General features: G+C 65.8%; 24 protein-coding genes. 7 read left to right on the forward strand and 17 right to left on the reverse strand.

Annotated elements, in window-relative coordinates; translation table 11 throughout:
* Positions 1-4: 4 nt before the first annotated feature.
* The 9 genes from trbE to GQY20_RS21180 form a co-directional block, all read right to left on the reverse strand.
* A complete protein-coding gene (trbE, locus tag GQY20_RS21140) occupies positions 5-2,446 on the reverse strand; it encodes a conjugal transfer protein TrbE (protein WP_157219138.1) in 2,442 nt (813 codons plus the stop codon).
* Entirely contained in the window at positions 2,440-2,730 is a 291-nt protein-coding gene (locus tag GQY20_RS21145) for a VirB3 family type IV secretion system protein (protein WP_157219139.1), read from the reverse strand. The genes trbE and GQY20_RS21145 overlap by 7 nt, the downstream gene beginning before the upstream one ends.
* On the reverse strand, positions 2,727-3,062 hold the full coding sequence (locus GQY20_RS21150; protein WP_157219140.1) for a TrbC/VirB2 family protein: 336 nt from the start codon (positions 3,060-3,062) through the stop codon (positions 2,727-2,729). The genes GQY20_RS21145 and GQY20_RS21150 overlap by 4 nt, the downstream gene beginning before the upstream one ends.
* A gap of 3 nt (positions 3,063-3,065) precedes the next feature.
* The gene (gene trbB / locus GQY20_RS21155) at positions 3,066-4,064 is read right to left on the reverse strand and encodes a P-type conjugative transfer ATPase TrbB (RefSeq protein ID WP_198351100.1); all 999 of its coding nucleotides are present in this window, start codon (positions 4,062-4,064) and stop codon (positions 3,066-3,068) included.
* 10 nt (positions 4,065-4,074) lie between these two features.
* Positions 4,075-6,108, reverse strand: coding sequence for a conjugal transfer protein TraG (locus tag GQY20_RS21160; RefSeq protein ID WP_157219141.1), 2,034 nt, complete (start codon positions 6,106-6,108; stop codon positions 4,075-4,077).
* 847 nt (positions 6,109-6,955) lie between these two features.
* Positions 6,956-8,479 (reverse strand): E2 ligase fold family C protein, encoded by a 1,524-nt coding sequence (locus GQY20_RS21165; protein ID WP_157219142.1) that lies wholly within the window; start codon positions 8,477-8,479, stop codon positions 6,956-6,958.
* 2 nt (positions 8,480-8,481) lie between these two features.
* Positions 8,482-8,967: a Mov34/MPN/PAD-1 family protein gene (locus GQY20_RS21170; RefSeq protein ID WP_157219143.1), complete on the reverse strand. Its 486-nt coding sequence runs from the start codon at positions 8,965-8,967 to the stop codon at positions 8,482-8,484.
* Entirely contained in the window at positions 8,964-9,629 is a 666-nt protein-coding gene (locus GQY20_RS21175; protein ID WP_157219144.1) for a putative metal-binding protein, read from the reverse strand. The genes GQY20_RS21170 and GQY20_RS21175 overlap by 4 nt, the downstream gene beginning before the upstream one ends.
* Positions 9,622-10,122 carry a DUF2604 domain-containing protein gene (locus GQY20_RS21180; RefSeq protein ID WP_157219145.1) on the reverse strand — a complete coding sequence of 167 codons (501 nt, stop codon included), beginning with the start codon at positions 10,120-10,122 and terminating at the stop codon, positions 9,622-9,624. The genes GQY20_RS21175 and GQY20_RS21180 overlap by 8 nt, the downstream gene beginning before the upstream one ends.
* A 160-nt stretch (positions 10,123-10,282) precedes the next feature.
* On the opposite strand from GQY20_RS21180, the gene GQY20_RS21185 reads away from it, so the two are divergent.
* From GQY20_RS21185 to GQY20_RS21215, 7 genes are all read left to right on the forward strand, one after another.
* Complete coding sequence (locus tag GQY20_RS21185; RefSeq protein ID WP_157219146.1) at positions 10,283-10,876, forward strand: hypothetical protein; 594 nt, start codon at positions 10,283-10,285, stop codon at positions 10,874-10,876.
* Positions 10,873-11,280 carry a hypothetical protein gene (locus tag GQY20_RS21190; protein WP_157219147.1) on the forward strand — a complete coding sequence of 136 codons (408 nt, stop codon included), beginning with the start codon at positions 10,873-10,875 and terminating at the stop codon, positions 11,278-11,280. Before GQY20_RS21185 ends, GQY20_RS21190 begins: the two co-directional genes overlap by 4 nt.
* The gene (locus GQY20_RS21195) at positions 11,277-12,050 is read left to right on the forward strand and encodes an ImmA/IrrE family metallo-endopeptidase (protein WP_157219148.1); all 774 of its coding nucleotides are present in this window, start codon (positions 11,277-11,279) and stop codon (positions 12,048-12,050) included. Before GQY20_RS21190 ends, GQY20_RS21195 begins: the two co-directional genes overlap by 4 nt.
* Positions 12,051-12,410: 360 nt before the next feature.
* On the forward strand, positions 12,411-14,036 hold the full coding sequence (locus tag GQY20_RS21200) for a hypothetical protein (RefSeq protein WP_157219149.1): 1,626 nt from the start codon (positions 12,411-12,413) through the stop codon (positions 14,034-14,036).
* 363 nt (positions 14,037-14,399) lie between these two features.
* Complete coding sequence (locus tag GQY20_RS21205) at positions 14,400-15,098, forward strand: hypothetical protein (protein WP_157219150.1); 699 nt, start codon at positions 14,400-14,402, stop codon at positions 15,096-15,098.
* A gap of 269 nt (positions 15,099-15,367) precedes the next feature.
* Positions 15,368-16,453, forward strand: coding sequence for a hypothetical protein (locus GQY20_RS21210; protein ID WP_157219151.1), 1,086 nt, complete (start codon positions 15,368-15,370; stop codon positions 16,451-16,453).
* Between the two features lie 551 nt (positions 16,454-17,004).
* Positions 17,005-17,379: a hypothetical protein gene (locus GQY20_RS21215; RefSeq protein WP_157219152.1), complete on the forward strand. Its 375-nt coding sequence runs from the start codon at positions 17,005-17,007 to the stop codon at positions 17,377-17,379.
* A gap of 122 nt (positions 17,380-17,501) precedes the next feature.
* On the opposite strand, the gene GQY20_RS21220 is transcribed toward GQY20_RS21215, so the two are convergent.
* The 8 genes from GQY20_RS21220 to rlxS all read right to left on the reverse strand — a co-directional run bounded on the left by GQY20_RS21220 (position 17,502) and on the right by rlxS (position 25,967).
* Positions 17,502-18,428 (reverse strand): pPIWI-associating nuclease domain-containing protein, encoded by a 927-nt coding sequence (locus tag GQY20_RS21220; protein ID WP_157219153.1) that lies wholly within the window; start codon positions 18,426-18,428, stop codon positions 17,502-17,504.
* Positions 18,428-19,504 (reverse strand): SAVED domain-containing protein, encoded by a 1,077-nt coding sequence (locus GQY20_RS21225; RefSeq protein WP_198351101.1) that lies wholly within the window; start codon positions 19,502-19,504, stop codon positions 18,428-18,430. Before GQY20_RS21225 ends, GQY20_RS21220 begins: the two co-directional genes overlap by 1 nt.
* Positions 19,501-19,959: a Mov34/MPN/PAD-1 family protein gene (locus GQY20_RS21230; RefSeq protein ID WP_157219154.1), complete on the reverse strand. Its 459-nt coding sequence runs from the start codon at positions 19,957-19,959 to the stop codon at positions 19,501-19,503. The genes GQY20_RS21225 and GQY20_RS21230 overlap by 4 nt, the downstream gene beginning before the upstream one ends.
* Positions 19,949-21,664 carry a ThiF family adenylyltransferase gene (locus GQY20_RS21235; RefSeq protein ID WP_157219155.1) on the reverse strand — a complete coding sequence of 572 codons (1,716 nt, stop codon included), beginning with the start codon at positions 21,662-21,664 and terminating at the stop codon, positions 19,949-19,951. Before GQY20_RS21235 ends, GQY20_RS21230 begins: the two co-directional genes overlap by 11 nt.
* Positions 21,661-22,866, reverse strand: coding sequence for a nucleotidyltransferase domain-containing protein (locus GQY20_RS21240; protein ID WP_157219325.1), 1,206 nt, complete (start codon positions 22,864-22,866; stop codon positions 21,661-21,663). The genes GQY20_RS21235 and GQY20_RS21240 overlap by 4 nt, the downstream gene beginning before the upstream one ends.
* 432 nt (positions 22,867-23,298) lie before the next feature.
* The gene (locus GQY20_RS21245) at positions 23,299-23,499 is read right to left on the reverse strand and encodes a helix-turn-helix domain-containing protein (RefSeq protein WP_157219156.1); all 201 of its coding nucleotides are present in this window, start codon (positions 23,497-23,499) and stop codon (positions 23,299-23,301) included.
* Positions 23,496-23,909: a CopG family transcriptional regulator gene (locus tag GQY20_RS21250; RefSeq protein ID WP_157219157.1), complete on the reverse strand. Its 414-nt coding sequence runs from the start codon at positions 23,907-23,909 to the stop codon at positions 23,496-23,498. Before GQY20_RS21250 ends, GQY20_RS21245 begins: the two co-directional genes overlap by 4 nt.
* A gap of 93 nt (positions 23,910-24,002) precedes the next feature.
* Entirely contained in the window at positions 24,003-25,967 is a 1,965-nt protein-coding gene (rlxS, locus tag GQY20_RS21255) for a relaxase/mobilization nuclease RlxS (protein ID WP_157219158.1), read from the reverse strand.
* Positions 25,968-26,206 lie beyond the last annotated feature (239 nt).

Below are 26,206 nucleotides of genomic sequence, written 5' to 3' on the forward strand. Positions count from 1 at the left end.
GAAATTACTCCGGTTTGTGGGGGACAGGAAAATCGGCGAGCAGGCCTGCGGCCCAGTCGAGGCCGGCCTCGCGCAGGAAGCGGTCGGCAAAATGGGCAGGCCCCTCTTCGGCGAGGATGCGATCGATGCGATGCTGGCTGGCCGGGTCCGACGCGCCGCAGAACGCCAGCGCGATCGGTCCAAGGTCGAGCTCGAACAGGCGGTTGCCGCGGGCCGATTGCAGATAATAATGGCGCTTCGGCGTCGCCCGGCTGACCAGCTCGATCTGGCGGTCATTGAGCCCGAACCGTTCATAGGCGGCGCGCGACTGCGGCTCGATCGCCCGGTCGTTGGGCAAGAGGATGCGCTGCGGGCAGCTTTCGATAATCGCCGGGGCGATACTGCTTTCACTAATGTCGGCAAGACTCTGGGTGGCGAACAGCACCGCGACATTCTTCTTGCGCAGCGTCTTCAGCCATTCGCGGATCCGGGCGGCGAACAGCGGATCGTCGAACAGGCTCCAGGCCTCGTCGAGCAGCAGCAGGGTCGGACGCCCGTCGAAGCGCTGCTCGATGCGATGGAACAGATAGGTGAGCACTGGCGCGACCACGCCATTGCGGGTCATCAGCGCCTCGGTCTCGAAACATTGCACGTCTGCAAAGGCGAGCCGCTCGTCGGCGGCATCGAGCAGGCCGCCATAAGCGCCGTCCAGCATATAGGGCGCGAGCGCCGCGCGCAGCGGATTGGACTGGAGGAGGACGGCGAGCCCGGTCAGGGTGCGCTCCTCGCGCGGCGAGGTCGCGAGGTTCGAGAGTGCCGACCAGACCCTGTCCTTGACCTCCGGGGTCAGCACGACCTTCTCCTGCGCGAGCAGCCCGGCGATCCAGTCGGCCGCCCAGCTGCGCTCCGCCTCGTCGTCGATGTCGCGCAGCGGCTGGAAGCTCAGCCCGTTCTCGCCATGCTCGGGCGCCGGCCCCAGCGCATGATGGCTGCCGCCCATCGCGAGTATCGCGGCGCGCGCGGAAAAGCCCTTGTCGAAAAGGATGATCCGGCTGTGCGCGTAGCGCCGGAACTGGAGCGCGATCAGCGCCAGCAGTACCGACTTGCCGGCGCCGGTCGGCCCCACCACCATCATATGGCCGACATCGCCGACATGGGTGGAGAGCCGGAACGGGGTCGAGCCGGCGGCCTGCGCGAACAGCAAGGGCGGTGCGGCGAGATGGGCGTTGCTCTCGGGACCGGCCCAGACGCTCGACAGCGGCATCAGATGGGCGAGGTTCAGCGTGTGGACCAGCGGCTGGCGGACATTGGCATAAGCGTGGCCGGGCAACGAGGAGAGCCAGGCCTCGACCGCATTGATGCCCTCGCGGATGGTGGTGAAGCCGAGCCCGTTGACGATCCGCTCGGCGCGACGGACCTTGTCTTCGACATTGCCGCGATCGGCATCGGCCAGGGTGAGCGTGGTGGTGAGATAACCGAACGCGACATGGTCGCCGCCGAGCGCCTGCAAGGCGAGGTCGGCATCCGCCGCCTTGTTGTCCGCGTCGCTGTCGAGCAGCTGGGTGGGCTGGTTGTACATCACCTCGCGCAGGAGCGCGGTGATCGACTTGCGCTTGTTGAACCATTGCCGCCGGATGCGGGTCAGCGCCCTGGTCGCATCGGTCTTGTCGAGCGCGATGAAGCGGCTCGTCCAGCGATAGCCGAAATCCTGATGGTTGAGCGCATCGAGCAGGCCGGGCCGGCTCATCGATGGAAAGCCCAGCACGCTCAGCGTGCGCAGGTGGACGGCGCCGAGCCGCGGCTCGAGCCCGCCGGTCAGCGGCACGTCGGCAAGCAGGCCGTCAAGATAGAAAGGTGTTTCCGGCACCGCCACAGGATGGCGCCGCGGCGAGACGGTGCCGTGCAGATAAGTCAGCGTCTCGGTCGAATCGAGCGCGGCGACCTCGGGCATGAACGCCGCGAACAGATCGAGCGCGCGATCGGTCTCGGCGACGAACCAGGTCAAGGCGGTGCGCCAGTCGCGGCCACGTTCCGCCTCGGACCGCTCAACCAGCGCCCGTCCCGGCGCCTCGACGCTGTCGGCGGGCGGCAGCCAGAGCAGGGTCAGATGGTAGCGGCTCTCATAATGGGTGCCGGCGGCGAGAAAGCCGGCGCGGCGCTCGCGGTCGACCAGCCAGGAGGCGGCGTCGAGAAAGACGCTGTCCGGATAGGCGACCGCCTCGCGCCGCTCGGCCTCGAAGAACAAAGCCCAGCCCGAGCCGAACCGCTTCAGCACATTGTTCGCCCGCGCCGCGGCCGAAATCAACTCGGCCTCGGTCGCGCTCTCGAGGTCGGGGCCGCGGAAGCGCAGGCTGCGCTGGAAGCTGCCATCCTTGTTGAGGACGATGCCGGGCGCGACCAGCGCCGCCCAGGGGAGATGGTCGGCGAGCCGGTCGGAGCGGAGGCGATATTCCGAAAGGTTCAGCATGTCAGGACGGCCTTCTGGCGCAGGTGCCGGGCGAGCACCGGCAGGAAGTCCGGATCGCGGCGCGCGGCGAAGACGGCGACGCTGTGGCCGACCGCCCAGAACAGCAGCCCGGCCAGCCACATCTGGAGGCCGAGGCCGATCGCGGCAGCAAGCGTGCCGTTGACGATCGCGAGGCCCCGCGGCGCGCCGCCGAGCAGGATCGGCGAGCCGAGGCTGGCATGGATCGGCACCTCGAACCCGTCGACATGCCGCTCGCCCGACGGCGCGGGACCGACCCCGCTCATGCGATCAGCGCCCCGCCGCCGAAGGAGAAGAAGCTCAGGAAGAAGCTCGAGGCGGCAAAGGCGATCGACAGGCCGAACACGATCTGGATCAGCCGGCGGAAGCCGCCGGCGGTCTCGCCGAAGGCGAGGGTCAGGCCGGTGACGATGATGATGATCACCGCGACGATCTTGGCGACCGGGCCCTGCACCGAATCGAGGATCTGCTGGAGCGGCTGCTCCCAGGGCATCCCGGTGCCGGCCGCGTCCGCGCGTCCGGTCAGGGCCGTGCCAAGCGCGAGGGCGAAGCCCGCGCGAAACAGCACGCGACGGTTTGGAATGATCTTACGGGACATGGCTCAGTCTCCTTGTGCTTGGGTCGAAGGGAGGAGCTCGCGCAGCGCATAGGCGCCGTCGGGATCGACCCCGAGGACCTGCGCGATGCTGGCGAGGCGGCGATGGACGCCGCGTCCGGAGAGGAAGGCGATCAGGTCGATCGCCTCGGCGATCAGCCGGCGCGGCACGGTGACCGCCGCTTCGGCAACGAGCTGCTCGATGCGGTCGAGCGCCGCGGGCGCGCTGTTGGCGTGGATGGTGGCGATGCCGCCGGGATGGCCGGTGTTCCAGGCCTTGAGCATGGCGAGCGCCTCGGGCCCGCGCACCTCGCCGACGATGATCCGGTCGGGGCGCAGACGGAGCGTCGAGCGGACGAGATCGGCCATGCCGACCACGCCGGGCCGAGTGCGCAGCGCCACCGTGTCGGCGACCGGGCTCTGCAGCTCGCGCGTATCCTCGATCAGGATCACCCGCTCGTCGAGCGGCGCCATCTCGGCGAGCAGCGCATTGGCGAGCGTGGTCTTGCCCGAGCTGGTCCCGCCGGCGACCAGGATCGTCCGGCGCTCGACCACGGCGAGGCTGAGCAGCCGCGCCGCTTCGGGCGCCATGATCCCGTCGTTCACATAATCGAGCAGGGTGTAGAGCCGCTCGGCCGGCTTGCGGATCGCGAAGCAGGGGCCGGTCGAGACCGGCGGCAATATGCCCTCGAACCGCTCGCCGGCGCGGCCCTCGGCATGGGGCGGCAGCTCGGCCGAGACAGTCGGCGCATCGCCATGGACCTCGGCGCGGACATGGCTCGCGACCAGCCGGATGATCCGCTCGACCTGCTCGGGCTCGAGCCGCACCCCGGTGTCGATCCGGCCCTGGCCGAGACTGTCGAGGCGCAGCGCGCCGTCGGGATTGACCATGATCTCGATCACCCGCGGATCGGCCAGCGCCGCGACGATCGCGGGTCCCATCGCGGTGCGCAGCATCGCGCGGCGACGGTCGGCCGAGGCGCTGCGGGGAGAGCTGCCGGTCATCGCCGCGCCCTCAGAAGCCGGGAAGCGCGTCCTGTTCGCGCTCCCTGCCCTCGTTCAGCGCATGTGCGCGGACCAGCGTGGCGGAGCGCCGGGCCTGGTCCATCGCCCGCTTGTCGATGCCGGGATCGACATCGTCCCTGTCGAAGCCGAGCAGGTTGAGCTGCTTGACCGGCTCGGGCTTGCGCGGCTGCTCTTCCTCGAGCCCGGGATGGCGCTGCTGTTCGAGACCGTCCGGTTCCGCCGTGCCCGGCGCCTCGGGCGGCGGCGCCAGGCGGATGTCGACATGGCACTCCGCCCCGATCCAATCGTGCGGCCGTACTGCGGGACTGTCGGCATAGCGGCCTGTGTCCAGCTCCGGCGGTGGCAGCAGGCGCTGCTGGAAGTTGCGATCCTCATAATGGCGCAGCTTCAGCGCGCGGATCGGCGCCATGCCCGCGACCAGCACCAGCTCCTGGCTGGCGGGCAGCTGCATCACCTCGCCGGTGGTCAAGAGCGGCCGGGCGGTCTCCTGGCGGCTGACCATGACATGGGCGAGCCAGGGCGCGAGCCGGTGCCCGGCATAGTTGCGCATCGCGCGCTGCTCGGTCGCGGTGCCGAGCGCATCGGACAGGCGGCGTGCCGTGCGCTCGTCATTGGTGGCGAAGGCGACGCGGACATGGCAGTTGTCGAGGATCGCATTATGCTCGCCATAGGCCTTCTCGATCTGGTTGAGGCTCTGGGCGATCAGGAAGGCGCGGATCCCGTAGCCGGCCATGAAGGCGAGCGCGGTCTCGAAGAAATCGAGGCGGCCGAGCGCGGGGAACTCGTCGAGCATCATCAGCAGCCGGTGACGCCGGCCCTCCCCGCCCTGCCCGTCCAGCGTCTCGGTGAGCCGGCGGCCGATCTGGTTGAGGATCAGCCGGACGAGCGGCTTGGTGCGACTGATGTCGGAGGGCGGGATGACCAGATAGAGCGAGCAGGGCCGGGCCGCGTCGACCAGGTCGGCGATCCGCCAGTCGCAGCGCGAGGTCACCTCCGCAACGGTCGGGTCGCGGTAGAGGCCGAGGAAGGACATGGCGGTCGACAGCACGCCGGAGCGCTCATTCTCGCTCTTGTTGAGCAGCTCGCGCGCCGCCGAGGCGATCACCGGATGGACCTGCGGCGCCTGCCTGGTGCCGAGATGGTTGGTCGACATCATCTGGCGCAGCGTGGCGACGAACGGCCGCTGTGGATCGGAGAGAAAGGTCGCGACCCGGGCGAGCGTCTTCTCCTCCTCGGCATGCAGGACATGGAGGATCGCGCCGACCAGCAGGCTGTAGGAGGTCTTCTCCCAGTGGTTGCGGCGGTCGAGCGCGCCTTCCGGATCGACGAGGATGTCGGCGATGTTCTGGACGTCGCGCACCTCGTCGACGCCGCGGCGGACCTCGAGCAGCGGGTTGTAATGGGCCGAGCGCGCGTCGGTCGGATCGAACAGCAGGCAGTGCGAGAAGAGAGCGCGCCATCCGGCGGTCAGCCGCCAGTTCTCGCCCTTGATGTCGTGGATGACCGCCGAGCCGGTCCAGGACAGCAGGGTCGGGACGACGAGGCCGACGCCCTTGCCGCTGCGGGTCGGCGCGAAGGCCATGACATGCTCGGGCCCGTCATGACGCAGATAGCGGTCCTGCAGCCGGCCGAGCAGCACGCCGGCATCGCGAAACAGGCCGGCGCGGGCGATCTCGCGCGGCCCCGCCCAGCGCGCCGAGCCGTACGTGGTGACATGCCGCGACTGGCGGGCGCGCCACAGCGAAAGGCCGATTGCTGCGGCGCAGCCCGCAAAGCCGCTGGCGCCGGCGATCGCCCCTGCCCGGTCGAAGATGTGCGGCGCATAGGCATCAAAATGATACCACCAGGGGAAGATCGCCCAGGGCCGATAGATCGGCGTACGAAAGAGCAGGAACCAGGGCGCGCCGAGCTCTGGCTGATAGGCCAGCCGCGCCGCCGCCCATTGGGTCGCGGTCCACAGCCCCAGGAAGACGATCTCAAAGACGAGAAAGATCTGGCCGATCAGCAGCTTGGTCGGGGTCATCGGGGTGCTCCGCCCGTGAGCGTCATCGCCCATCGGGTTCATGCCCGTGAGAATCAGCCGATACGTCCCGATAGAAAATTACGGTCTCGACGCGCCACGGCGCATTACGATGCGGATCAGGCACCCAAGCGAGCGCTCAATATCCACATTGACACAATGTTCGCTATTTGTTCTAATGGGGCCATGGGACGGATCACTGACGAGTCACTTTCGCTTCATCTCGAGGTCGCTCTCTTCGGCGCGCCCACGGAGCTATTGGGCGGGATGCTGCATGGCGACCGTCACAGGCGCGCGGTCGCAATCGGCGACATCGCACGCCACCTAGCCCAACATCTGGCCTGTTTTGATATATGCTATGAAGCTATTCCGATGCGGGTCGAACAGACTACCCTGTTCCCGCAGGATCTCGGGCCGATCGGATAGGTCAAGCGGAGTGCATTTTGTGGCCTGTAGCGGACCGCCTTAGGCCATACCACAATAACCAGACCGGACCGTTGGCTAACCGGCCTCTTTTGGATCTTGAGGCGCCTTCGTTCAGCCAGCTGTTGAGGCCGAAAGACCCCAATCTCGGCCGTTCAAGCAGCCTAACTCGCTCCCCGAAACCGGCCGCTCATTCATGTGAGCAGACCGACTGCACTGGAGAGTTTCGCCTGCCGCTCGAAATGGCTTGGTTTGGGACTTGCCGGTCGTTCCACACGTTCTCCGCTGATGTCTGCTTTCGTCAGTATCGGATATTTCCGGCTAGATCCCACCCGTGATCGGATGGAGCGAGGCTGGCTGTGCGCTGAAGACAGATCTCGGAAAACAATCGTGGGGAGCCACCGCCCGTGGGGAAACCGTCAACGATTTATCCACGCCCATACTTCCCCGCATAAGCCTTCAGGAAATCGTCGTCAGCGCAGATGCACCTTCCCGTCGCGTCCCTGCTCTTGGGATCGTGGAGATAACCCCCCAGAGGGCGGAGCAGATTGATCCGGGTGCTGGTGGTCGGAACCGGCGGCAGGCCGGCCGCATGCTTCACAACCTCGGCTGCGAGAAGGATGCCCGCCAAGGCGGACTGGAACGCCATTGGCACCACGGCCTTCACCTTTGCCGCGCCGCCGGTCAGTTTTAGCACCAGCCCGCCGCATATCGCCCCCTGGTGGAAGGAGGCTAGCGGCTGGCCGACGAAGGCGGATAATGGCTCGAACGGCACGCCCAGCGCCGTCGCGACCCGTCCGACAAAGGCGGCGTCCACCGCGGCGTTGCGATGGAGCATCATCCTGATCTCCAGCCTCGCCTCGGGCGTGCCGAGTTCCTCGGCGACGATCTCGTCCCGGTCCTTCACCTTCCCGGCCGGCATGTAAAGGCAGGCGAGGCAGGCGCCGTCGCCGAAGCGGTGTCGGGACACACCGAGATCGGTCTCCTGCGTCCACGCGTTCGCGATCCACCTCGGCAGCGATCCCTGGACGGCCAGCCGGTCGCGGGCTGTGTCCAGCGCGACCGCCACGCGATCGAACCTCCAATCAGTCCGATCCGAAACATAGCCCTGCCAATCGGCGCGATGCGGGACAATCGCCACGGAGGGCGATCCGGCCCGCGCGACTGCGACGTCGACCTTCACCTGTGACACGTCCTCCTGGAGGCACAGGACATATCGCTGCAGGTTCGAGAGATCGACATCCTCGTGGTCAACCACATCGATCGCTCCAGACAGCCCGGTCCACCGGCTCGCCGTCCAGAGGAAGGCGTTGCCAATCGCGCCCGCACCAACGAGCTGGACGCGGCCCATGTAGATCTCTTCCACACCCGCACCGTCCGTCCCGCCACCGGGTGCGAACGACAGCAGGCAGAGGTCGATCTCCTCGTCGATGTCCCCATGCGTGAGCTGCGACGCGAAAATTGTGCGAAAGACATTCGCCGCCGCAAAGCAAGCGGCGGCGCCCGCACCGACGGGATTGCCGCTCGATCCCGAGCCTACCGGCCCCGAGACCGATAGGCGCGCGCGCCATCCATCGGAACCGACATGGAAGGTCGGGCTCGCAAAGGGCGCGTCGGTGACTCCGACGCAGATACCGACCGTCACCTTTTCCGCCTCGGCGACGAATTCGATGTCGGGGTTGATCGAGCGCGCCAGCTCCTCAAGCTCTCCGACCAGCTCAGAGGCGGAGGCGCCAATTCCCAGGATCGCGATTCGCGGATAGAGCCGAGCGACCAGCCTCAACGTGAGATCCAGCGTCACGATTGCTTCGGACGAGCCCGACGCGTCGGCGTCGAAGGCGATGCCGACGACATTACGCTCCAGGCTCTCGCGGAATGGCTGGAGTTCGAAATCGGCCAGAAGCTGCGACGCCGAAGTCACAGCGCGGTCGATGAAGTTCGCGAGCGCCATCGTCAGCCCTCCACCACGATCAGGCCGCTCGCCTCGCGCGGCTTCAGCTCCATCCACCGCCCGCGCCGATCCAGCCGGTAGGAAGCGCAGCGGGAGATGGCGAACGACGCCCGCGCGAAGTCGGGCACCACCAGCGACAGGCAGCCGACCGTCGTCGCGATCGCGTAGCGGTCGTCGGTGTCCGAATGATACGCCCTTCCCGGATGGCTGTGGATCTGGCCGAGCAGCGTTAGCTTCTCCTTGTAGAGCGTCACGTTGAGCCGATGGAGCTCGTCCGCCTGGATAATCACGCAGACGCCGTCCGAATTCCGAACGTGGCGCTGCTGGGGGATGATCGTCCGGGAGACGCGGAAAAGGTCTCCGTTCTGGACACCAACCCACAGCGCCAAGCCCTCGCAGCCGTCCCGGCCGACGGCGCGCAGGTGCGTCTGGACCGCATCCGCGCACGCCACCGGCACCACCACGCGGCGCACGTCGGCCAGCGTCATTCCGACATCGCCGTCAGCGATGCCGCAACCTGGATCCTCTGCGCCTCGACCAGCGCCTGCATGCGCAGCCCCTCGGCCTCGGTCGCCACCTGCACCAGGTAGCGCTCCATGGAGCGCGGGCCGTATTTCCAGATGTTCTCGACGATGAAGGCTAAACAGCCTTCGCCAGAGGCTCGGTGAAGAAGCCATGAGTCCCCCGTATGGGCTGGGTGTTCGTGATATTCGCGCACGCCGGGCAGGCAGAGGAACGGCATCTCGTCAGGCCCGCTCGACTGAACGAGGTTTCCGAGCTGCGCGACGGGGATGCCCTGCGCCATCATGGCGACAAGCATCTCCTTCGGCGTGCCTTCCACTTTCGGCAAGCGAGGCAGCGCCAGCGTAAGATCCTTCGACAGCAGCACATCGTGCGTGAGCGGATCGACGAAGCGCACCGACGGTGGCATCAGGTCGTAGTCGGTGAAGTCGATGCGCACCGCGCCGAGAAGGGGCGCCGGCTTCATCTTGAAGCCGCAGAAAGCGATCGTGACGGTTGGGAACGCAACCTCCTGGAGGAGGATGCCGCGACGGCGGTACGACACCTCCTGATCGCGGAAGCGCCCCACCTCGCGGTCGAACTTCGCCCGCGTCACCACAGGATCGACCGATTGGACTGCCTCAGGCACCGGCCACGCCCGCCGCGAGGCTCAGGAACAGCGTGACCTCGTGACCGAAGTGGTAGTCGCCGACCTTCTTCGCCGAGTCGAGCGGCTCGCCCGCCTCGTTCTTCAGCTCCCAGCTCTCCGGCGGCTGTGCGAGATTACCGGTCTGCTCAAGCGCCTGCTTCCGCACGTCGCCGAGCAGCTCGTCCTCCTTCGCCACGACCACCGTGGGCGCACCGTTCACGACGACGGTGATCTTGACCTTGCCCTCGTGGCCGTGCTCGCCGCTGCCGGGATGGCCGTCATCGTGACCGCCGCCATGGCGGTCGCAGTCGTGGTGGTGCGCCTCCTCGATCTTGCGCGCGCGCTCCTCGAGATCGTGGGCGCGCTCCTCCTCGCGGTGCGCCAGGTTCTCGAGCTCGCGGGCATCGCGCTCCAGCGCCGCTGCCTCCTCGCGAAGGACGCGCGCCTCGTCCACGCCGCACTTGTCGTTGTCGTCTTCGAACTTGTCCGTCATCTATCACTCCACTGCCACACCGGCCTCATCGGATTGGCAGCGGCCGGACTTGCTGCCATCATCATTGAGTGCGGAGCGGCCGACACATTCGGACAGATTTTTTATTGTCCGAATTGTCGGACTCTTCCGCATTGGATCGGCGAGGGCACGGGAGACTTCGGTGAGGACGGGGGAGGAGGAACGTGACGACGACCGTCCACCCGAGACCTATACGGTCGAGGAGGTGCGAGACGGGCTGGACGCCCTTGATGATTTCGAGAAGGCAAAGCTGCGCAAGATCAGCTGGGCTCTCGCAGGGAAGGCCGACATGGAACCCGACGACCTCTACCAGGAAGCCGTCTGCCGCATGCTCACCACGCGTTCGTGCCCAAACCACGTTCCCATCATCGCCTACGCCGCCATGACCATGAAGGGCATCGCCTCGGATGCTTGGCGGGCCCGCGCGAAGCTGGCCGCCAAGGGAAGCGGCACGGTCCACTACGCCGCGAATGATCCCGGCGAACCGGCATCAACCGATCCGACTCCGGAGGAGGCCGCGATCATCGGCGAGCATTACCGTAATTGCCTATCGCGCCTCGAAGTATTGATCACCGATGACGAACCGCTGCAATTCCTCGTCGAGGGAATCGGCGAGGGCCTGCGCGGGAAGGAGCTTGAGGAGTTCGTCGGCACCGACACTCGAGGTCTCGCAACTCTGCGCAAGCAGTTGACCCGGCTCCGCAGCAAGGCATTCCCGAAAGGATCGCTCCAATGAGCAAGGGAAAAGACATGAAGGACATCGACCGGCTCGATCGCCTGGACGACGATCTGGTCGAGACGATCCTCGCTATGTCTCCCGAGGAGGCGATGGAGGGCGTCAACCCCGACGACCTTGCGGCGATGACAGCCAACGTGGCAGCCGCCGGGGCTAAGGTCGGACGTGCCCGGCTCGCTCGCGCCAAGGCGGCAGCCCAAAGCGATGCCGGCCGACCCAAGCCGACCGGATCCACTCGCAGTGCCGAAGCGCTCAAGAGCATCCGCGCCAACGACGCCGTGTTCAACGAGCGGCTAACGCTCGCCGCACGCGGCGGAGGCGAAAGCTACGAAGCCGATCGCGCCAGCATCGAGGCCGACCTGGAGGAGCTGCGCCAGGATGAGGAGCGCGGAGACCGCGATTGACGCTCCAGTTCACCCACCCGGAGCGCCTGCTCCGCAGCTTCGGGATCGTCGATCCGGCGGACATCGACCTGGAGGCGATCGCCTGGGAACTCGGCGCAAAGATCCGCAAGGGACCGCTCGCAACCTGCGAGGCGCGCATCGTCGGACTCAACGGCCGCGCCATCATCACCGTCGACGAACGGAAGCCGCCCAAGCGCCGGCGCTTCTCGATCGCGCACGAGATCGGCCATTGGCAGCACCATAGAGGCCGATGCCTTACCTGCCGCGTGCAGGACATCGGCTCTATCCGACAGCGCCCCGCTAACGACCCCGAGCGCATCGCTGACGAATACGCGTCCGACCTTATCCTGCCGCGCTACCTGATCGAGCCGCGGGTCCAGGACGTGCCACGCCTAACCATCAAGACCCTCGGCGAGATCGCGGACGAGTTCCAGGCCAGCAAGACAGCCACGCTCATCAAGGTCGTGGCCACCGGCCGATTCCCGATCCTGATGGTGTGCACTACGCGCGCCGGCCGAAAATGGTTTCGCAGCTCTCCGACGGTGCCCGGCCGGTGGTTTCCCCGGACCGACGTCTCTCCCGACAGTCTCGCCTTCGAGATGCTCTACGGCGCCAAGCCGGAATCGACCATGCCCCGGCCGGTGAAGGCCAGCGCCTGGTTCGATCGCGACGCGGGCGGCTTCACAATCCTCGAACAGAGCTTCAAGGTCGCCGATGCGGAGATCATGAGCATCCTGACGCTGACGGACAAGAAGATGCTGGCCTCATGAGCGCCAGCGAGCCATCCCATCACGCACCAATCAGCCAATCGTCGCTGCGAACGAACGTCGGTTTCCGGGGTCAGCGCCGGGCCCGCTGGACGGCCATATTGGGCGTATTGTCGTCTGACGGCCTTGAAACTGGCGAATGGCCGATTCCGACCAACATGCGACATTTCTTAGCCGGTTCTTGAACGTCCGCTTTCTTCGAAACCGGCCCTTCGATCGAAGCGAGCAGACGGAGGGCAGGCCGCTTCGGATTTTGCCGCTATCATCATGCGGAGGTTGAGGCCGGTCTGCATCCATAGCGATGGACTTTTTGACCCGGAAAATCGACTATGTCTCGATTTCTTATCTGAGCGCCTAGGTGTAATGAGATCGAAGATCTTTCTTGCCGCATGGCTCCTGGTCGCGCTCTCCGCGGGCTCGGTGTCGGGACAGATGGTCGTGCATGACCATGCCGCGGTGGAGCGGCTTGGCAGCGTCAGCTTCGAGACCTCGTGCAATGCGGAGGCGCAGCCGCGCTTCAATCGCGCCGTGGCGCTCATGCACTCCTTTCAATTTGGCCCGGCGATCGACGGCTATCGCGCCGCGCTTGCAGCAGACCCCAGTTGCGCCATCGCCTATTGGGGGATCGCGCTGAGCAGTTGGAGCAACCCGTTTGCCGGATTCAAATCGCCGTTACAGCTGAAACAGGGCCTAGAGGCGGTTCAGGCCGGCCGCGCGTTGAAGGCGAAGACTCCACGCGAGCGCGCCTATATAGAGGCTGTATCGCACCTCTACACCGACCCGACGACCTTGGACCAAGACGCTCGAACCTTAGCTTACGAACATGCGATGGAGCGTCTGGCCGCCGAGTATCCGAAGGACACCGAAGTCGGGATCTTCTACGCCCTGGCACTGGCGGCGGCCGCCGATTCCGCCGACAAGACCTACGCCAAGCAGTTGAAGGCCGGCGCGATCCTCGAAGGGCTGTTCGCCAGGTATCCCGACCATCCTGGCTTGGCCCACTACATCATTCACGCCTATGACGAACCGGCGCTGGCATCACGTGCCGCTGTAGCGGCCAAGCGCTATGGTGCGATTGCGCCCTCTACGCCTCACGCCCTGCACATGCCCTCCCACACCTTCACCCGGATCGGCGACTGGCAGGCCTCGATCGATACGAACCTGGCATCGGCAGCCTCCGCTCGCGCTGCCGGCCAACCGGCCGACGAACTACACGCAAGCGACTACATGATTTACGCCTACCTGCAGACTGGACAGGACAGGGCTGCCGGACAGCTCGCCGAAGCCTCCGTCCAAGTGTTTTCGCGCTTCGATCCGGCCACGGCGAACGGCGCCGCGCCTGCCTCGGCGGCCTATTACGCTCACGCCGCAATCCCGGCGCGCTACGCGCTCGAGCGGCGGGACTGGGCGAGCGCAGCTAAGCTCGAGCCGACGCCGAGCCGGTTTCCCTACGCGGTCTCTATTACCTATTTTGCCCGTGGCCTGGGCGCGGCGCACCTGAAAGACGCGACGGCCACGCGGTCGGCGATCGCATCCCTGGACCAGATCCACGACAAGCTCGCCCAGCAGGGCGAAGACTATTGGGCAGAGCAGACGGATATTCAGCGGCGGGAAATTGCGGCAACACTCGCCTTGGAAGAAGGTCATATCGCCGACGCGCTGACGGGCATGCGCCAGGCCGCCGATCTCGAGGACAAGACCCAATTGGCGTCAGTAACGCCCGGACCGTTGGCACCGGCCCGTGAGATGTTGGGCGAGATGCTTTTAGGTCGCAATCAGCCGGTCGATGCGTTGGCAGCGTTCGAAGCGTCGCTTGTTCAAGAGCCCAATCGGTTCTGGTCACTGTACGGTGCCGCCGAGGCGGCCAGGCGAGCCGGCAATGGCAAGAAGGCCAGGACCTATTTTCAAAGGCTGGTCGCGATGACTCCGCAGGCTGACCAACCAGAACGGCCGCAGTTGGCAGAGGCGCGCCGACAAGCAACGCCATGATGGCGTCCCTCCAGTTCAGACATCTTGCCCCTAGCCATCACAATCCCGCTTGACCGGGAGAGACGACAATCACGCCGCCGCGCCTCGACCGTGACATCATAGGGGCGTGCCAGGGCCGCGGTCCTTGCCGAAGGCGACGCGGGACGGACGTCCGCTCCCCTTAACGCGCTTGCCTGCGAGCGGGTCGGATCGTCGTCGTAGCCGCAGTCCACAGGGTCCGTACGCAGTCGCCACGTATATTCGCTCCCAGTGCAATGTCCCGACTGCAGATATCGGCGCCAGCTGGGAGTTTGCACGCTATGTGGAGGATGGGCACGGTGATCCGGCAGTCGGACAAATGCACAGTACGGAGTCGGGCGAACAATGCTGAGGGGGGAAGAGAGAACGCGTGACCTGCTCGCTGAGCTGATCCGCGGCACGGTCGATGATACGGTGCGGCGGCAATTGCGGCGCCGTGCACAGGAGCCGTCGATCACCTCAAAGATCGCCTACGCGCTTGAAACGCAGCTAAATGGCTTCGAGATCAACGGCTATGTCGTGACGGTGGTATCGCAGGAATTCCCCGATCGGGGTCCGGGGTCGCTGGAGAAGCAGAGCGGGGCCGATCTCTATATCGGTATTCGGGTCGACTCACCCTGGCAGCCGATCCCGATCGCCAAGGGTATGCTGATCCAAGCGAAGAAGGTTCGCCCTATCGGTAAGGTGCATATGCGGGGGACTGATTCGGAACAGGCGGCGACCAAGCAACATGGTGCGCTGCTCGATCAATGCGCGAAGATGCGGGAACGCTCGGAGAAGGGCTCGTTCGTCTGGGTCTATGGCCCGGACGGGACCGGGGTGGTACCGGCATCCGAGGTGCTCGACCGGAGCGTATTTGCACCGGAGAGCCTCGCGAGCCGCGATGTCGGACAGCAATTTCGCGACATCCTCGACTGCTTTTCGGGTGATCCGGGGCTGATCGCCAGCGACATTTTCGAAGATGACGAGGCGCTTGGCGACTATCTGCGCGAGATCGCGGTCCAGCGCGGCGTGGCAATCAACGTTGCGCGGCCGGAGGTGTAATGCCGGGGCTGCCGCAAAACGAATCCAGTTATCTTTGCGATCGTTGCGTCGAGGACGAATTCCTTGCTGCCGATGTAAAGAACGAGCGGTCGCTGCACCTATGTGCGCGATAGCCTCGTCGCCCAGCGTGTTAACGCAGTCGATTAAGACGCGCCGGGACGTCATGTCTCCTGGCATCGTTGGACGCGCGAGCAGCTCGACAATTCGCCTTTCTGATCAGGGTCGCGATCGGCTCACGCGCGGGTGGCGCTTTATGCTAGGGAAAGATCATGGAGACGATCGCGCAATATTTGCTGCAACGCTGGGACGTGCTGTCGAAAGCGCCCGATGTCTTCCTCTTGTCGGTACTGATCGTCGGTGGCGGTTGCTACGCCCTCATCAATGCGTTCTTCGAAACGCGGCTGGAGAATAAGGACGCGATTATCGAAGGTCTGAAGGCTAAGCTGGAACGGAAAGACGAGACGCTCGTCGAGACGCATGATCAGCTCGCGCGTTTGCGCACCGAACAGGCGGCCACGCTGGCAGACCAGTCGAGCCCTGCTCTCCCGGCACCGGAACCGGTGATCGGAAAGCTGGCGGCCGATCCCGGCAAGGTCCAGCGCGATGTCACCGTGTCCGAGGCCCTCGCATATGCGCAATTCCATCACTGGAATCTGCGCTTTATCGACGCGGCCGGAATGGACGGCAACCAGGTTACCGATCATCTCGACCGGCTTGTGCAACTCGCGGCGGACGGCGATCTCACCATCTGGGGCAAGCGCGATGCCGCCGGTGTTTGGCAGAAGATCCCCGCCGATCATTGGCTCAACTATCGGATCGAATGGTTCGGGCTTCTAAAGACCAACGCCTTCACGGAATCGAGACGGTCGATCGCAGCGCGAGATATTTTCCACGAATTGATGACCAGCAAGGTCGAGATCGAACGATTGTTCGCGCCGCCTCCGGCGCCGATGATGCAGATGATCAAGGCAGTGGCTCCGTCGGTGCAGATATTGAAAGCGCGTGTAAGCGAGGCGCGTGAGCGGTTCGACGCAATGGATGCAAGCGAGGACCAGCTCGCCCGTATCCGTCAGACGATGTCGTCGCTGGCGCTGTCGGACGATCCGGTATGGCAGGATGCAGCGCTTGATGAGGCGCGGCAGGACATGCTCGCACTTTGGGAGCGGCTTTCGCACAATGCCGATTGGATTCAGCGTCGCGGTCGTTCCGAGGCTGGTGACCCCAATTATTTCCGCAACGAGATTGAGCGCAGCGAGCTGCTGGAAGAGGTCAATGATGCGGTCAAGCGGCTCGATGCCGGGCTGTCCGGCTTGCCGGTACCTAAGAAGGAATATTTCGGCCCGGATTTTGACTGATTCCGCGTGTCAGAAAGTTGCGTTAATTGTTATGGGCTGACAAATTCCGCAGGTGATCTGGTAGCGGTCTCATTTAAACGGCGCGAATGCAACCCGGACCACGCCAGCAAGGCCTCACTCAACCTGCTTTGCGGTGCCCGTCGGGCGCGCGCCGGACGTCGGCTTCTGGCCAGACCTGCCGTTTGAAACGTCGCCAGGGAACGGCCGAAAATCCCACGACGCGGCGTTCCGCTTCCGGCGGCACCCGACCAGCTCCGGTCTATGCCGTCCGCGCCGGTGATCGTCCGGTTGGGCCAAAACCGGTCGATTGTTCTCGCCTGAGCCGCCGTTCGGCAAAGCGCCGTAAATTAAGCCGTTCGATTCTCCCAGCCTTCCTCCCGAAAGCAGATCTTGTCGTCTCAGGTAAATTTCCCGCATCGATGAGCGACAGTCTCTGCGTGGGGTAAGAGGGCTTTTTCGACGGTTGCGCTTGGCGATGCAGCAATGCATCGATCTGTGCCCGCCTTAGGCGAGGTCAATGCTTGAGCAAAACGCTGCGATAGGAGATCGAGTTGGCGACCTTGATTAAAAAGAAGCCCCGCCCTTACCGACTGCTCCTCGTCACTTTCGACTTGACTAGAACCGAGCCCGGCGATCGCCGTTACCGGGACGCCGACAACGCGCTGTCGCTTCATGGGGAGGTGTACCGCCCAGTTAAGCAGCTGCGCTTACTCATCACTCGCTCGACGAGTGGCAGGATCAAGCAATCGCTCGAGCAGCGCTTGGGGCGGTCGGTCACGATCTTTATCGCGCCGCTGGAAAGCATTCCAGCCTGGCGCATCCACGGACTTGCTAAGCGGCGCGAGTGGGAACGCTTTGTTCGCTCGCTAGCAAGCCACGGCGTCGCTGTCCGTTACGTCTCCGAGGACCGTGATAGCCACGAATGATCATTCCGGTTCCTGCCACCGCCGGTAAACGCCCTCACCCCGGTCGTTCCGTCGCCTGGCTGAGTATCCCAAAAGCAGCCGTCTGTTCATGCCGCGTCGACGGCCAAGGTTAGCGGTAGCGCCTAAAGGTTGGAGTCAGCGGTGTTCTGAACTCCGTCATCGATGCTGTAATCGTCGCCATTGTCGAACCATGCCGACGTGTCGATCTCGCTCGTGATCTCGGTCTCGCCGAGGTCCTGCGGCGTCTCGACCGGAACCTGGAAGCGCATCCCGATCGGAAATTCATCGGCAATCTCCGCCCCTTCGCCCCTCCGCCGGTCGCTTCCCGAGCCGTAGAGCAGCGTGACGCCGACTGAACCCGTGATCTCGTATTCGACGTGGGTGGCGGTGATGCCGATGACCTGGCGCTCGTCGATGCCGACCCAGTCGACCGTGTGGTGCGTCGCCAGGATGTCGATCTCCCCGACGGTCTCAGTCGTGAACTTCTCGACCGCCTCCCTCTGCAGCCCGTCCGCGATGCCGTCGACGATCTCCCGCCGGTAGTTGCGCTGCGCCTCGAGCAGCTCAGCCAGGGCGACGAGCACATCATTGGCGATCGCGTTCTGGTCGTCGAGATCGCGGACGATCGTGTCCTCTCGGCCGTGGACGTGCTTGTTGAGGTCGCTGTAGGCACCGATCACCTCCTTGATCAGCGGCTTCACATCAATGCCGGCGATCTCCTCGACCTGCTCCACCGTCAGGCCGCCGATGAGCGCGTAGGTCAGCCGCGCGTTGCGCACGGGCTTCTCCTGACCCTCCACCGGCTCGAACCATCTGCATGCCTCGACCTGCTCGCGGGGTGCGAGCGCGTCCATGACGTGGTCGAGGAAGATCCGGATGGCGGTCGCGAATAGGTTCAGGCGCAGCGGGTTGTCGCGCTGCTCGAGCGCGAGGGCTGCCCCAAGCATCGCGTCGCGGGTGAAGTCGGTCGGCGCCAAGCCGATCATCGAGTGCGCTAGCCTCGTGACGTCGATTGCCGCCCGCTCCGCCGGCATTGCTTCGCCGACCATCACCGCTGCACCAGCTGCGCCGCACCCAGACCCGCGACCGGCATGCGCACCGCCCAAGGAAATTTCCGAGCGTCGGCCTGCTCGAACTGATTGACCGTCACCCCCGGCAGGTTCCGTCGATCGTAGACCGTCCCGAGCCGGAGTGAGAGGCTGGCTGGCGCCGCTAGGAACAGCGCGATCTCGGTGACGCCCTGCCGCGAGAGCGCCATTACCGTGTCGAGGAACTGCTGAGTGAGCTGCTGCTGCTTCGCATCCGACCAGTGCGACGCGGTCGACCGGTCCTGCAGGTCCATCCGGACGATGGGCGCGGTAGGTTCGACGAGGCGAACGTCGGCGTCGAGCACGTCGTAGGAGGCGGATATGCAGAGTGCGATGCGGCTGGTGCCGGCGGCGACGTCGCCGAGCCCGGCGACGTCGAAGCGCCTGCCGTCGTCGTCCTCGTTCAGCGGGCGCCACACGTGCGCCTTGCGGTCCCAGTCCATGAACAGCGTTCGGTGCTCGTCATCGACGATCACGCCGAGTAGGAACAGGAGTGGCACGGGCGCGAGGCCGCCCAGTACGAAGGACACGTCGGCACGATCAATGCCGTCGGTGCGCCGCGAGATGTCGTCCGGAACGCCGGCGAGCTTCTGCAGCGCGCGTTCCGGGCTGACGATCTGACCATCGACTAGGCCCTGGCGGACATCGACGACGAAGGCGTCGCGCCGTCCCCGAACCGAAATCGGCACCGCCTTCTCCAGCGGCTCGCCCTGCCAGTCACGCAGGCCGCGCGCCTCGATCACGACGACCTTCTCGCGATTTTCACGACGGACGTCGCGGATCACCAGAAGCAGTCCCGTCAGGACGATGGTCGTGGCGACGATAAAAACACCCCAGCTCAGTGCTGCGGCTCCACCCGAGGTGTCCCACGAGAAGATGAAGGGGCCGTCCTTGGTGGGGACCGTGATGCCGATGGTGAGGCTGGCCAGCACCAGAGCATATAGTGGAACGCCGACCTTTATGAGCGATGCGCCGACAGACCGCCGCCTGAACACCCAGTCGATGAGCGAGCGCAGGAAATGGTTCAGCACGCTCATTGCTCCAGTATCTCGACGAGTGAGGGTTGAAGGCCACGGCGGAACAGCGTGCACGAGCTTGCGATCCGCCGCCACCAGTCGAGCCTCACGATGAACAGCACCGCGAAGTCGATACCGCGCTCGCCGTGGACGAGCTCGAGCATCGACGCCGCGTCCTGCACACTGGGATCGACCGGGAAGCGGGGATGTGAATGCCACTCCCCGAGGTAGTTGAACCGGTCGTATTCGTTACTCGTGCGCCGGAAGAACGCGTCGAGCGCGTCGGCGTGCGCTTCGGGACTCCGCACGAAGTGCGCGCGGCCGCCGGCCTCCCCGTCGATCGAGAGGTCGACCACGCGGAAGTGGCCAGGCTCGATCTGCTCGCCCATGAGCACCCCGCCGATCTCGCGCCGGCCGGCGGCGCGGAGTGCGCGCCTGAGGGTTGCCCTGACCTCCGGCGCGATCTCAACCCTCATCGGTCTTCTTCGCTGTCAGGTCGGACAGCAGGCCCTTGAGCGCTTCGATGTCGCCGGAGCCCGGTTCGCCCCCCCAGGCGCCGCTTTCACCGAGGTCGATCGGACGGACGTCGAACGGGGCGGTGAACAGCCACCGGTCGCTGAGGCCGATGACATAGGCGGGGTAGGGGAAGGAGGTCGCCTCGGGCCGGGCCAGCAGGTCGATCGCGAAGCGCGACAGGTGTGACGCAATCACGCTGACGTCGGCGTCGTCCGCGATCAGCGGGATGTCGCCCGTGCCCGTTTCCTCGTATGGTTTCGCCGAACCGTCGTCCGGCCAGTCGACGCCCTGCTCGGCATACCAAGCCTCGATCCTCCGCCGCGCGGTAAGTGGCGTCGGATCGAACCCAGGCCGCAGCCGCACGACGATGCCGCCGGCACCGCCGCCGAAGACATGACCCCAGCACATAGGCTTCTCGGCCCGGCGCGCGATCGCGGAGCAGAGGTTGAAAACGGCCGGATCGGCGGTCGCGTCGACGATGAGGTCGCAAGTCTCGATCGCGGCCATCGTCGCGGCGGCCATCGCGCCACTCTCCTGGCCGCCGAGCGGGTTGGTACGGGCAGTAAAGGTGCAGTCGGCGTTGACCTCCGTCAGCCGTGCGCCGAGCGCCGGCGCCTTGTGCACGCCGACCGAACGCCAGTCGAGTTCGTTGCGGACGAGGTTTCCCGCCGACAGCACGTCGCCATCGACGAGAACGAAGTTCCTGACGCCGGAGCGGGCGAGTTGCACGGCGACCTTCGAGCCGACCGAGCCGCACCCGACGATCGCGACTTTGGCTGCCTTCAGCCTTTCGTATGTTGGGTCGAGCCTTACGCCGTCCGGCTCGGCGAAAATCGCGTCGTAGCTGATTAGTTTCCGCGCGCCCGGGTCGCCGAACACCATCGGGACGTGGATGCGCTGCCCGTCGAACAGGAGGATGCCGACCAGTTCGGAGCTATCCTTAAGGTCCGTCGCGAGGGCCGGGTAGCCATGGGCCCACAGCAGCGCCTTCAGTTCGTCGAAGTCCTTCGACGCGCGGCCACCGTCTGCTGGAACGCGCAACACCACAGCCCGGAAGGACCGTACGTGCCCGCCGCGCTTCTTCGACTCCCGCCAGAGCGGCGCGTCCGCCGGCCCGATGCGGGAGAGCTGCGCGACGTAGGTGCCGGCGACGTCCTGCTCCTGCATCTCGCCCTCCGCGACCTGGCCCTCCGCCAGCGAACCGAGACCGGCCAGCGTGTCTTTGGAGAACAGGAATCGGAACGCAGAGTAGCGCATCCTCTGTGCCCGCGTCGTCCGGTGGTCGGCGGGTGCTGGCCGGCCGGTTTCGTCCTCGTCGGCGAGGAGACGATGCGCGCTCTCGATCATCATCGCGCCGGTTATATTCGCGGTCCAATTGTCCGGCCGATGTTGGAGGCAGAGCTCGCCCGATGGACCGTATTGGTGGCCGGACAGCAGCTCGCGGTCACGGGCGAGGATCGACGGGGCCGCGTCTGGAAAGAAGTCGTGGTAGATGAGCGTGAGCGGGATCCTTCGCTCGCCGATCTCCAGGTCGAAGTCGAACGCGAGTTGCGTGCCGACCAGCCGCATCTCCACGTTTGCCAGCCACGGGCTACGCTCGGCGAGGTCCCCGATCGCGTTCCGCTCGGACTGGGCGCGACCGGGCTGTTCGGCCCACCAGATCAAGCGAAGCCCTTGGGGGACGTCGGCTCGCGTCGAGTGTTCGGGAACGCCGGCACGCTCGCCGCTCCCGTGCCGATGATCGCGGTGGAGGCGGCTGGGCGGAGCATGCTGCCCGAGGGCGGGTCCATTCGGGCGGCCGCCTTTTCAGCGATGACGCCCATCCTCGGTGCGATGCTCTCGACGAGGCGCCGGCGCTCGACCTGCTGCGCCAGTTGGCCGAAGTCGTGGCGCGCCTGCGCGAGCCACTCGAAAAAGGCGTTCTGCCGCTCGGGATGCGTCGGCCACTTGTCCGCGAAGTTCTCGAGCGGGTCGGACGGGTTGCGGATGATACAATTCTGGCCGTCATGCTCGATGAAACGGTCCATCCTCGCCAGGATCGTGTAAAGCGCGTCGGAGATCTTCTCCTCGCCGTTGTAGGCGTGCGCGGCGAGCGTCGTGATAATGACTGAGATCGGCCGTTCATCGTAGCGGTCCACGAACATGCCGTCGCGGTGCCGCTTGAGGATCATGATCGCGGACTGTAGCGGCGTGCGGACCCGGTATTCCGGAATGTCCTCGACGCTGGCCCGCACCGATTCCGCGATTGCGAGCCGCTTCCGTTCGAAGATCGGCCCCATGCGCAGCTGGAACCACTTCGCATATCCCTTCGGGTTGGACCGCTGCCACTCGTCGGAGATGTACTCGTAGGTCGGCGACCGCACGTCGGTGACGACGATGGCCGTCTCCGAAAAGCGGGTGTCGAGGCCGTATGCCTCGAGCAGCAGCTTCTGACGCGAGTTGTTCGGAACCGCCGGCACGATGTCCATGTGGAACTGCGCGCCGTCGGAGTAGGACAGCACCCAGCACCGCTTACCCTCGGTCACGGGCTTCACCATGTTCTGCGCTATGCGATACGCCTTGATCTCGTCGCCGACGAGTTTCTTGAGCGCTTTCTGACTAAGGTCGCCGGTGCCGAGCAGCCGCAACTCGCAGACAGAATCGACGTCATATTCCTCTTCGTCGTTCAGCGGGCGGATCGCAGTGCCGAGGCGGAAGGACCCCTGCACGTAGATCTGCGGGTTGTAACGCAGGACGGTCGATTCCGGGCGGTGCAGCCAAGCCCCGAGCGATGCGTAGCTGCGGCACGCTTGATCGTATCGCGTCTCGCTGATCGCGAGCGCGTCGGCCAGTGCGGCAAGGTATTCGTCAGCGCTTTTCGTCGTCATGGTTAGCCCCTCCCTTCTGTATTTGTTCTCGGCCGCAGGGTTTTCAACAGGTTGGGCTCCACTAATCTGCATCAATATGGAGATGCCTGTGGAAATGCGTTCAGCGGGTTTACGCAACAGCATCCCAAGCTCGGTGATTTCTGAAGATCATTCGCTTGGGCTGCTGACGCGCGCCGGTAGCCGGTTTGTGAAGTCTAAACGAATGACTGCTCTACCCTATGGCCACACAATACCCGCCGGTCGGCAATCGGCCCGGTTTCGGTTGTTCCACGATGGCAGCCGGGCGACCACTGAAGGTCGGCTTCTGACGAGAGCTGCCGTTCGGCATGTCGGGTACGAACGGCAGCAAAGTCCCAGACCCGGTCATATTTTGTCCGCTTTCAGGCGCGGCGGGATCGATGTCGAACGGCGAGAACCGGGGCACCCCTTTCCCTATCGTTGGCGATCGATGAACGCGGCGAGCCCCGCCATCGGCACAAGTGTCATAGCGCCGACCTTGATGATTTCGATCTCGCCGGCCTTGATCAGTTGGTAGAGCTTGGATCGGCCGATGCCTGTCAGCCGGCACGCCTCGGGGATACGAACGCTCAGCGGTGCGAACGGGGAAGCGGCCTCGGCCTGTATCGGTGTCATTCGGCCTTCTCCGGGTGCGGGGTCGTCGGCAGGCTGGGTGTGCCGCCGGCCCGCCTGCGCCCGACCAGGTCGACGAACGCCTCGTAGCGCCTGCGCCCGAGCAAGGCGGTCTCGCGATCAAACGGCGGCTGGTGCGCGACCAGGGTGAGCTGGTGCTGGACGAACGTGCCAAGTGCCTCGACCAGCGTGTCGACCTTCTCCTCGATCCGCGCGGCGGTGCGGTTCTGCCGGTCGAGCCGGCCCCCGAACCGCTGGTCGAGCTCATGGCCGGCACGGCGATCGAACCAGGCGGTGAGCGCGTCGGTGAGGATCGCGGTCTTGGACGATCCGGGCTTCGCGGCGAACATATCGAGCTTCTCCGACAGGTCGTCGGGCAGGTAGAACTGGTGGCGGGTCTTCTGCATCTTCATCGGTCCCATCCCTGGGAGCGATCATCCGCCCGCCGCGCCGCTCCGGCAATTACGGTCTCGGCGCAGCACGACGCGCCGGGACACAGGCCGGGCTCAGCCGATGCCGAGTCCGCGCGACCGGCCGATCGTCCAGCTGACGCCGCCTTCGCGCACGATGCCCGATACCGTCTGGCCGAGCTCACGCTCCAGCACCGGTCGCCAGGGCACCAGCGTGAACTCGCGCGAGCGCTCGATCAGCGCGAACCGCTGGTCGCCGACCTGGACCGGGCGGCGGTAAATGCCTTCGACCGCTTCGCCGGGAGCGGCTTCGGTGAACGCGAGACCCAGCTCGCGCGATAGCTGCCCCGCCACCCGGCGAAACTCGCGCCGGCGCAGCGCCTCGACCAGATCCGGCCGGTAGCGCGTCGTCTCGTCCTCGATGATGGCAAGCTGCTGCGCGACCAGCCATTGCCGGCGCCGGTCGAGCGCCTGGCGCACTTCCGCTCCGAACCCGCGCCCCAGATCGGCGGGCTCGCGCGCGACGAGCGCATGATCGAGCCAGGTCGCGCCGTCATGCTCGGGCAGCAGGGCAAGCGGTCGCTCCGACAGCGTCTCGATCAGCACGGGCGTCCGCTCCGCCTGGCGATGCTCATAGGCCTGGGCCCTTGCGAGATGGTCGGGCGCGATGACCCATGTCCCATCTGGCTCACGCTCGACGCCTCCGGTAGCCCTGCGGATCGCTTCGAGCCGGCGGATATGCGCCTCGGCGAAGGCCTGGCTGGCCATGCGATCGTGGCGCAGGTGGATGTCGACGTTGTAGCGTCCCTCGTGCGCGGCCGCGATCGCAGCCACGGTGCGATCGACATCCCGAGGTTCGACCGGTCGCGCCATGATGCGCAGGATCGCATTCTCCGGAATGGCATCCGGCGCATGGCCGATGTCGACATAATGGCTGCGGCCATCGATACCGTCGACGATCAGATAATGGCGGTCGGCATGTTCGTCGGAAAGGCCACGCAGCACGACCCGGCCGACGATCGGCTCTGCGGTTCCTCCTGCGGGATCGAACAGCGCATAGTCGACGGGAGAGCGCTCGGGCAGCCGCTCGCGCATCGCCTGGCTCATCGTGCGGATGATGTCGCCGCGCATGCCCATCCGTCTCAGCACCGGCTCCAGCTCGGGATCGAGCCGCCAGCGACCGCGTCCTTCCTCTCGGGCGAGCGCCATGCGCTCGAGCGTGCGCAGGCGTGCCGCGCGCAGCGCCTGCTCGGCAGGATCGCGATGCCGGGCGGAGACCAGACCGTCGGCGTCGATCGAGGCGACCATGCGGCGATCGATGGTGGTGAACCGCTCCTGCCCGATCTCGCGCTGGCGCGAGGCCATGATCTCCCGGTCGGTGCGCGGGCCGAGGTCGAGGTTGACCAGCTCGGCCGCGCGCATGCGCAGGCCCTGGGTCAGATATTCGCGAGCGATCACCAGGTCCTTGCCCCTGTCGTCCTTCCCACGGACAATGAGATGGGCGTGCGGATGGCCGGTGTTGAAGTGGTCGACCGCCACCCAGTCGAGCGGCGTGCCGAGATCCTGTCCGGCCTGTTCCATCAGCCGGCGGACGAGCGGCTTGAGGTCGTCATAGTCCGCACCGTCCTCGGGCGCGACGATGAACCGGAACTGGTGGCGGTCGTCCTTCCCCCGTTCGAGGAAGGCCTTGCCATCGACTGCATCCCGCTCGGCACCATAGAGCGATCCGCGCTCGCCCTCGCGGGTGGTGCCGTCGCGCTGCAGGTAGCGCAGATGCGCGACCGCGCCGGCAGCGCCCTTGCCAGCGAGCCGGACGATCCGCGCCTTGACGACGACACGGCGCGCTCGTGGTCCGGCGAACCGGTCGGAGCTGGCGAGCACCCGGCCGACGCCGGCACCGCGGCCGATGCGGCTGCCGTCGAACCGGCGGCTGCGGGTTCCGGCCGGCCTGATGCCGCCGGCGAGGTTCGCTGCCCTGCGCACGCGATGGAGGAAGGGCTTGCCGCCCGAGCGGTCGCCGATGTGACCGAGGCACAGTTCGAAATCCTCGTCGCCTGCCATCGGACACGCCTTCGTGAAGGGATGATCGACAGCGATGAGGGCGCCGATAGCCGCCGGTTCAAGGGGCCTCCATGATCCGGCCCGCGGACACGGGCTCCCGCCTATCGATGGAGGCTGGTCCACGCTCATGCCTCCCTAGCAAAGGACGTGCAGGCGCCACCTTTGCCGACGCTCGGAGGCAAAGCTTCAATCTTGCTCTCCGCGATTTTCCCGATTTTCTCCTCCTCCTGCCGCTCCCC

This window comes from Flavisphingomonas formosensis, from assembly GCF_009755815.1.
In the GTDB taxonomy this organism is placed as follows: Bacteria; Pseudomonadota; Alphaproteobacteria; order Sphingomonadales; family Sphingomonadaceae; genus Flavisphingomonas; species Flavisphingomonas formosensis.

What these genes read in the sequence shown, in the direction of transcription:
- trbE (WP_157219138.1), bottom strand. Translation starts at nt 2,446, where the DNA reads ATGCTGAACCTTTCGGAATATCGCCTCCGCTCCGACCGGCTCGCCGAC.
- GQY20_RS21145 (WP_157219139.1), bottom strand. Translation starts at nt 2,730, where the DNA reads ATGAGCGGGGTCGGTCCCGCGCCGTCGGGCGAGCGGCATGTCGACGGG.
- GQY20_RS21150 (WP_157219140.1), bottom strand. Translation starts at nt 3,062, where the DNA reads ATGTCCCGTAAGATCATTCCAAACCGTCGCGTGCTGTTTCGCGCGGGC.
- trbB (WP_198351100.1), bottom strand. Translation starts at nt 4,064, where the DNA reads ATGACCGGCAGCTCTCCCCGCAGCGCCTCGGCCGACCGTCGCCGCGCG.
- GQY20_RS21160 (WP_157219141.1), bottom strand. Translation starts at nt 6,108, where the DNA reads ATGACCCCGACCAAGCTGCTGATCGGCCAGATCTTTCTCGTCTTTGAG.
- GQY20_RS21165 (WP_157219142.1), bottom strand. Translation starts at nt 8,479, where the DNA reads ATGGCGCTCGCGAACTTCATCGACCGCGCTGTGACTTCGGCGTCGCAG.
- GQY20_RS21170 (WP_157219143.1), bottom strand. Translation starts at nt 8,967, where the DNA reads ATGACGCTGGCCGACGTGCGCCGCGTGGTGGTGCCGGTGGCGTGCGCG.
- GQY20_RS21180 (WP_157219145.1), bottom strand. Translation starts at nt 10,122, where the DNA reads ATGACGGACAAGTTCGAAGACGACAACGACAAGTGCGGCGTGGACGAG.
- GQY20_RS21190 (WP_157219147.1), top strand. Translation starts at nt 10,873, where the DNA reads ATGAGCAAGGGAAAAGACATGAAGGACATCGACCGGCTCGATCGCCTG.
- GQY20_RS21200 (WP_157219149.1), top strand. Translation starts at nt 12,411, where the DNA reads ATGAGATCGAAGATCTTTCTTGCCGCATGGCTCCTGGTCGCGCTCTCC.
- GQY20_RS21205 (WP_157219150.1), top strand. Translation starts at nt 14,400, where the DNA reads ATGCTGAGGGGGGAAGAGAGAACGCGTGACCTGCTCGCTGAGCTGATC.
- GQY20_RS21210 (WP_157219151.1), top strand. Translation starts at nt 15,368, where the DNA reads ATGGAGACGATCGCGCAATATTTGCTGCAACGCTGGGACGTGCTGTCG.
- GQY20_RS21220 (WP_157219153.1), bottom strand. Translation starts at nt 18,428, where the DNA reads ATGGTCGGCGAAGCAATGCCGGCGGAGCGGGCGGCAATCGACGTCACG.
- GQY20_RS21225 (WP_198351101.1), bottom strand. Translation starts at nt 19,504, where the DNA reads ATGAGCGTGCTGAACCATTTCCTGCGCTCGCTCATCGACTGGGTGTTC.
- GQY20_RS21230 (WP_157219154.1), bottom strand. Translation starts at nt 19,959, where the DNA reads ATGAGGGTTGAGATCGCGCCGGAGGTCAGGGCAACCCTCAGGCGCGCA.
- GQY20_RS21240 (WP_157219325.1), bottom strand. Translation starts at nt 22,866, where the DNA reads ATGACGACGAAAAGCGCTGACGAATACCTTGCCGCACTGGCCGACGCG.
- GQY20_RS21245 (WP_157219156.1), bottom strand. Translation starts at nt 23,499, where the DNA reads ATGACACCGATACAGGCCGAGGCCGCTTCCCCGTTCGCACCGCTGAGC.
- GQY20_RS21250 (WP_157219157.1), bottom strand. Translation starts at nt 23,909, where the DNA reads ATGAAGATGCAGAAGACCCGCCACCAGTTCTACCTGCCCGACGACCTG.
- rlxS (WP_157219158.1), bottom strand. Translation starts at nt 25,967, where the DNA reads ATGGCAGGCGACGAGGATTTCGAACTGTGCCTCGGTCACATCGGCGAC.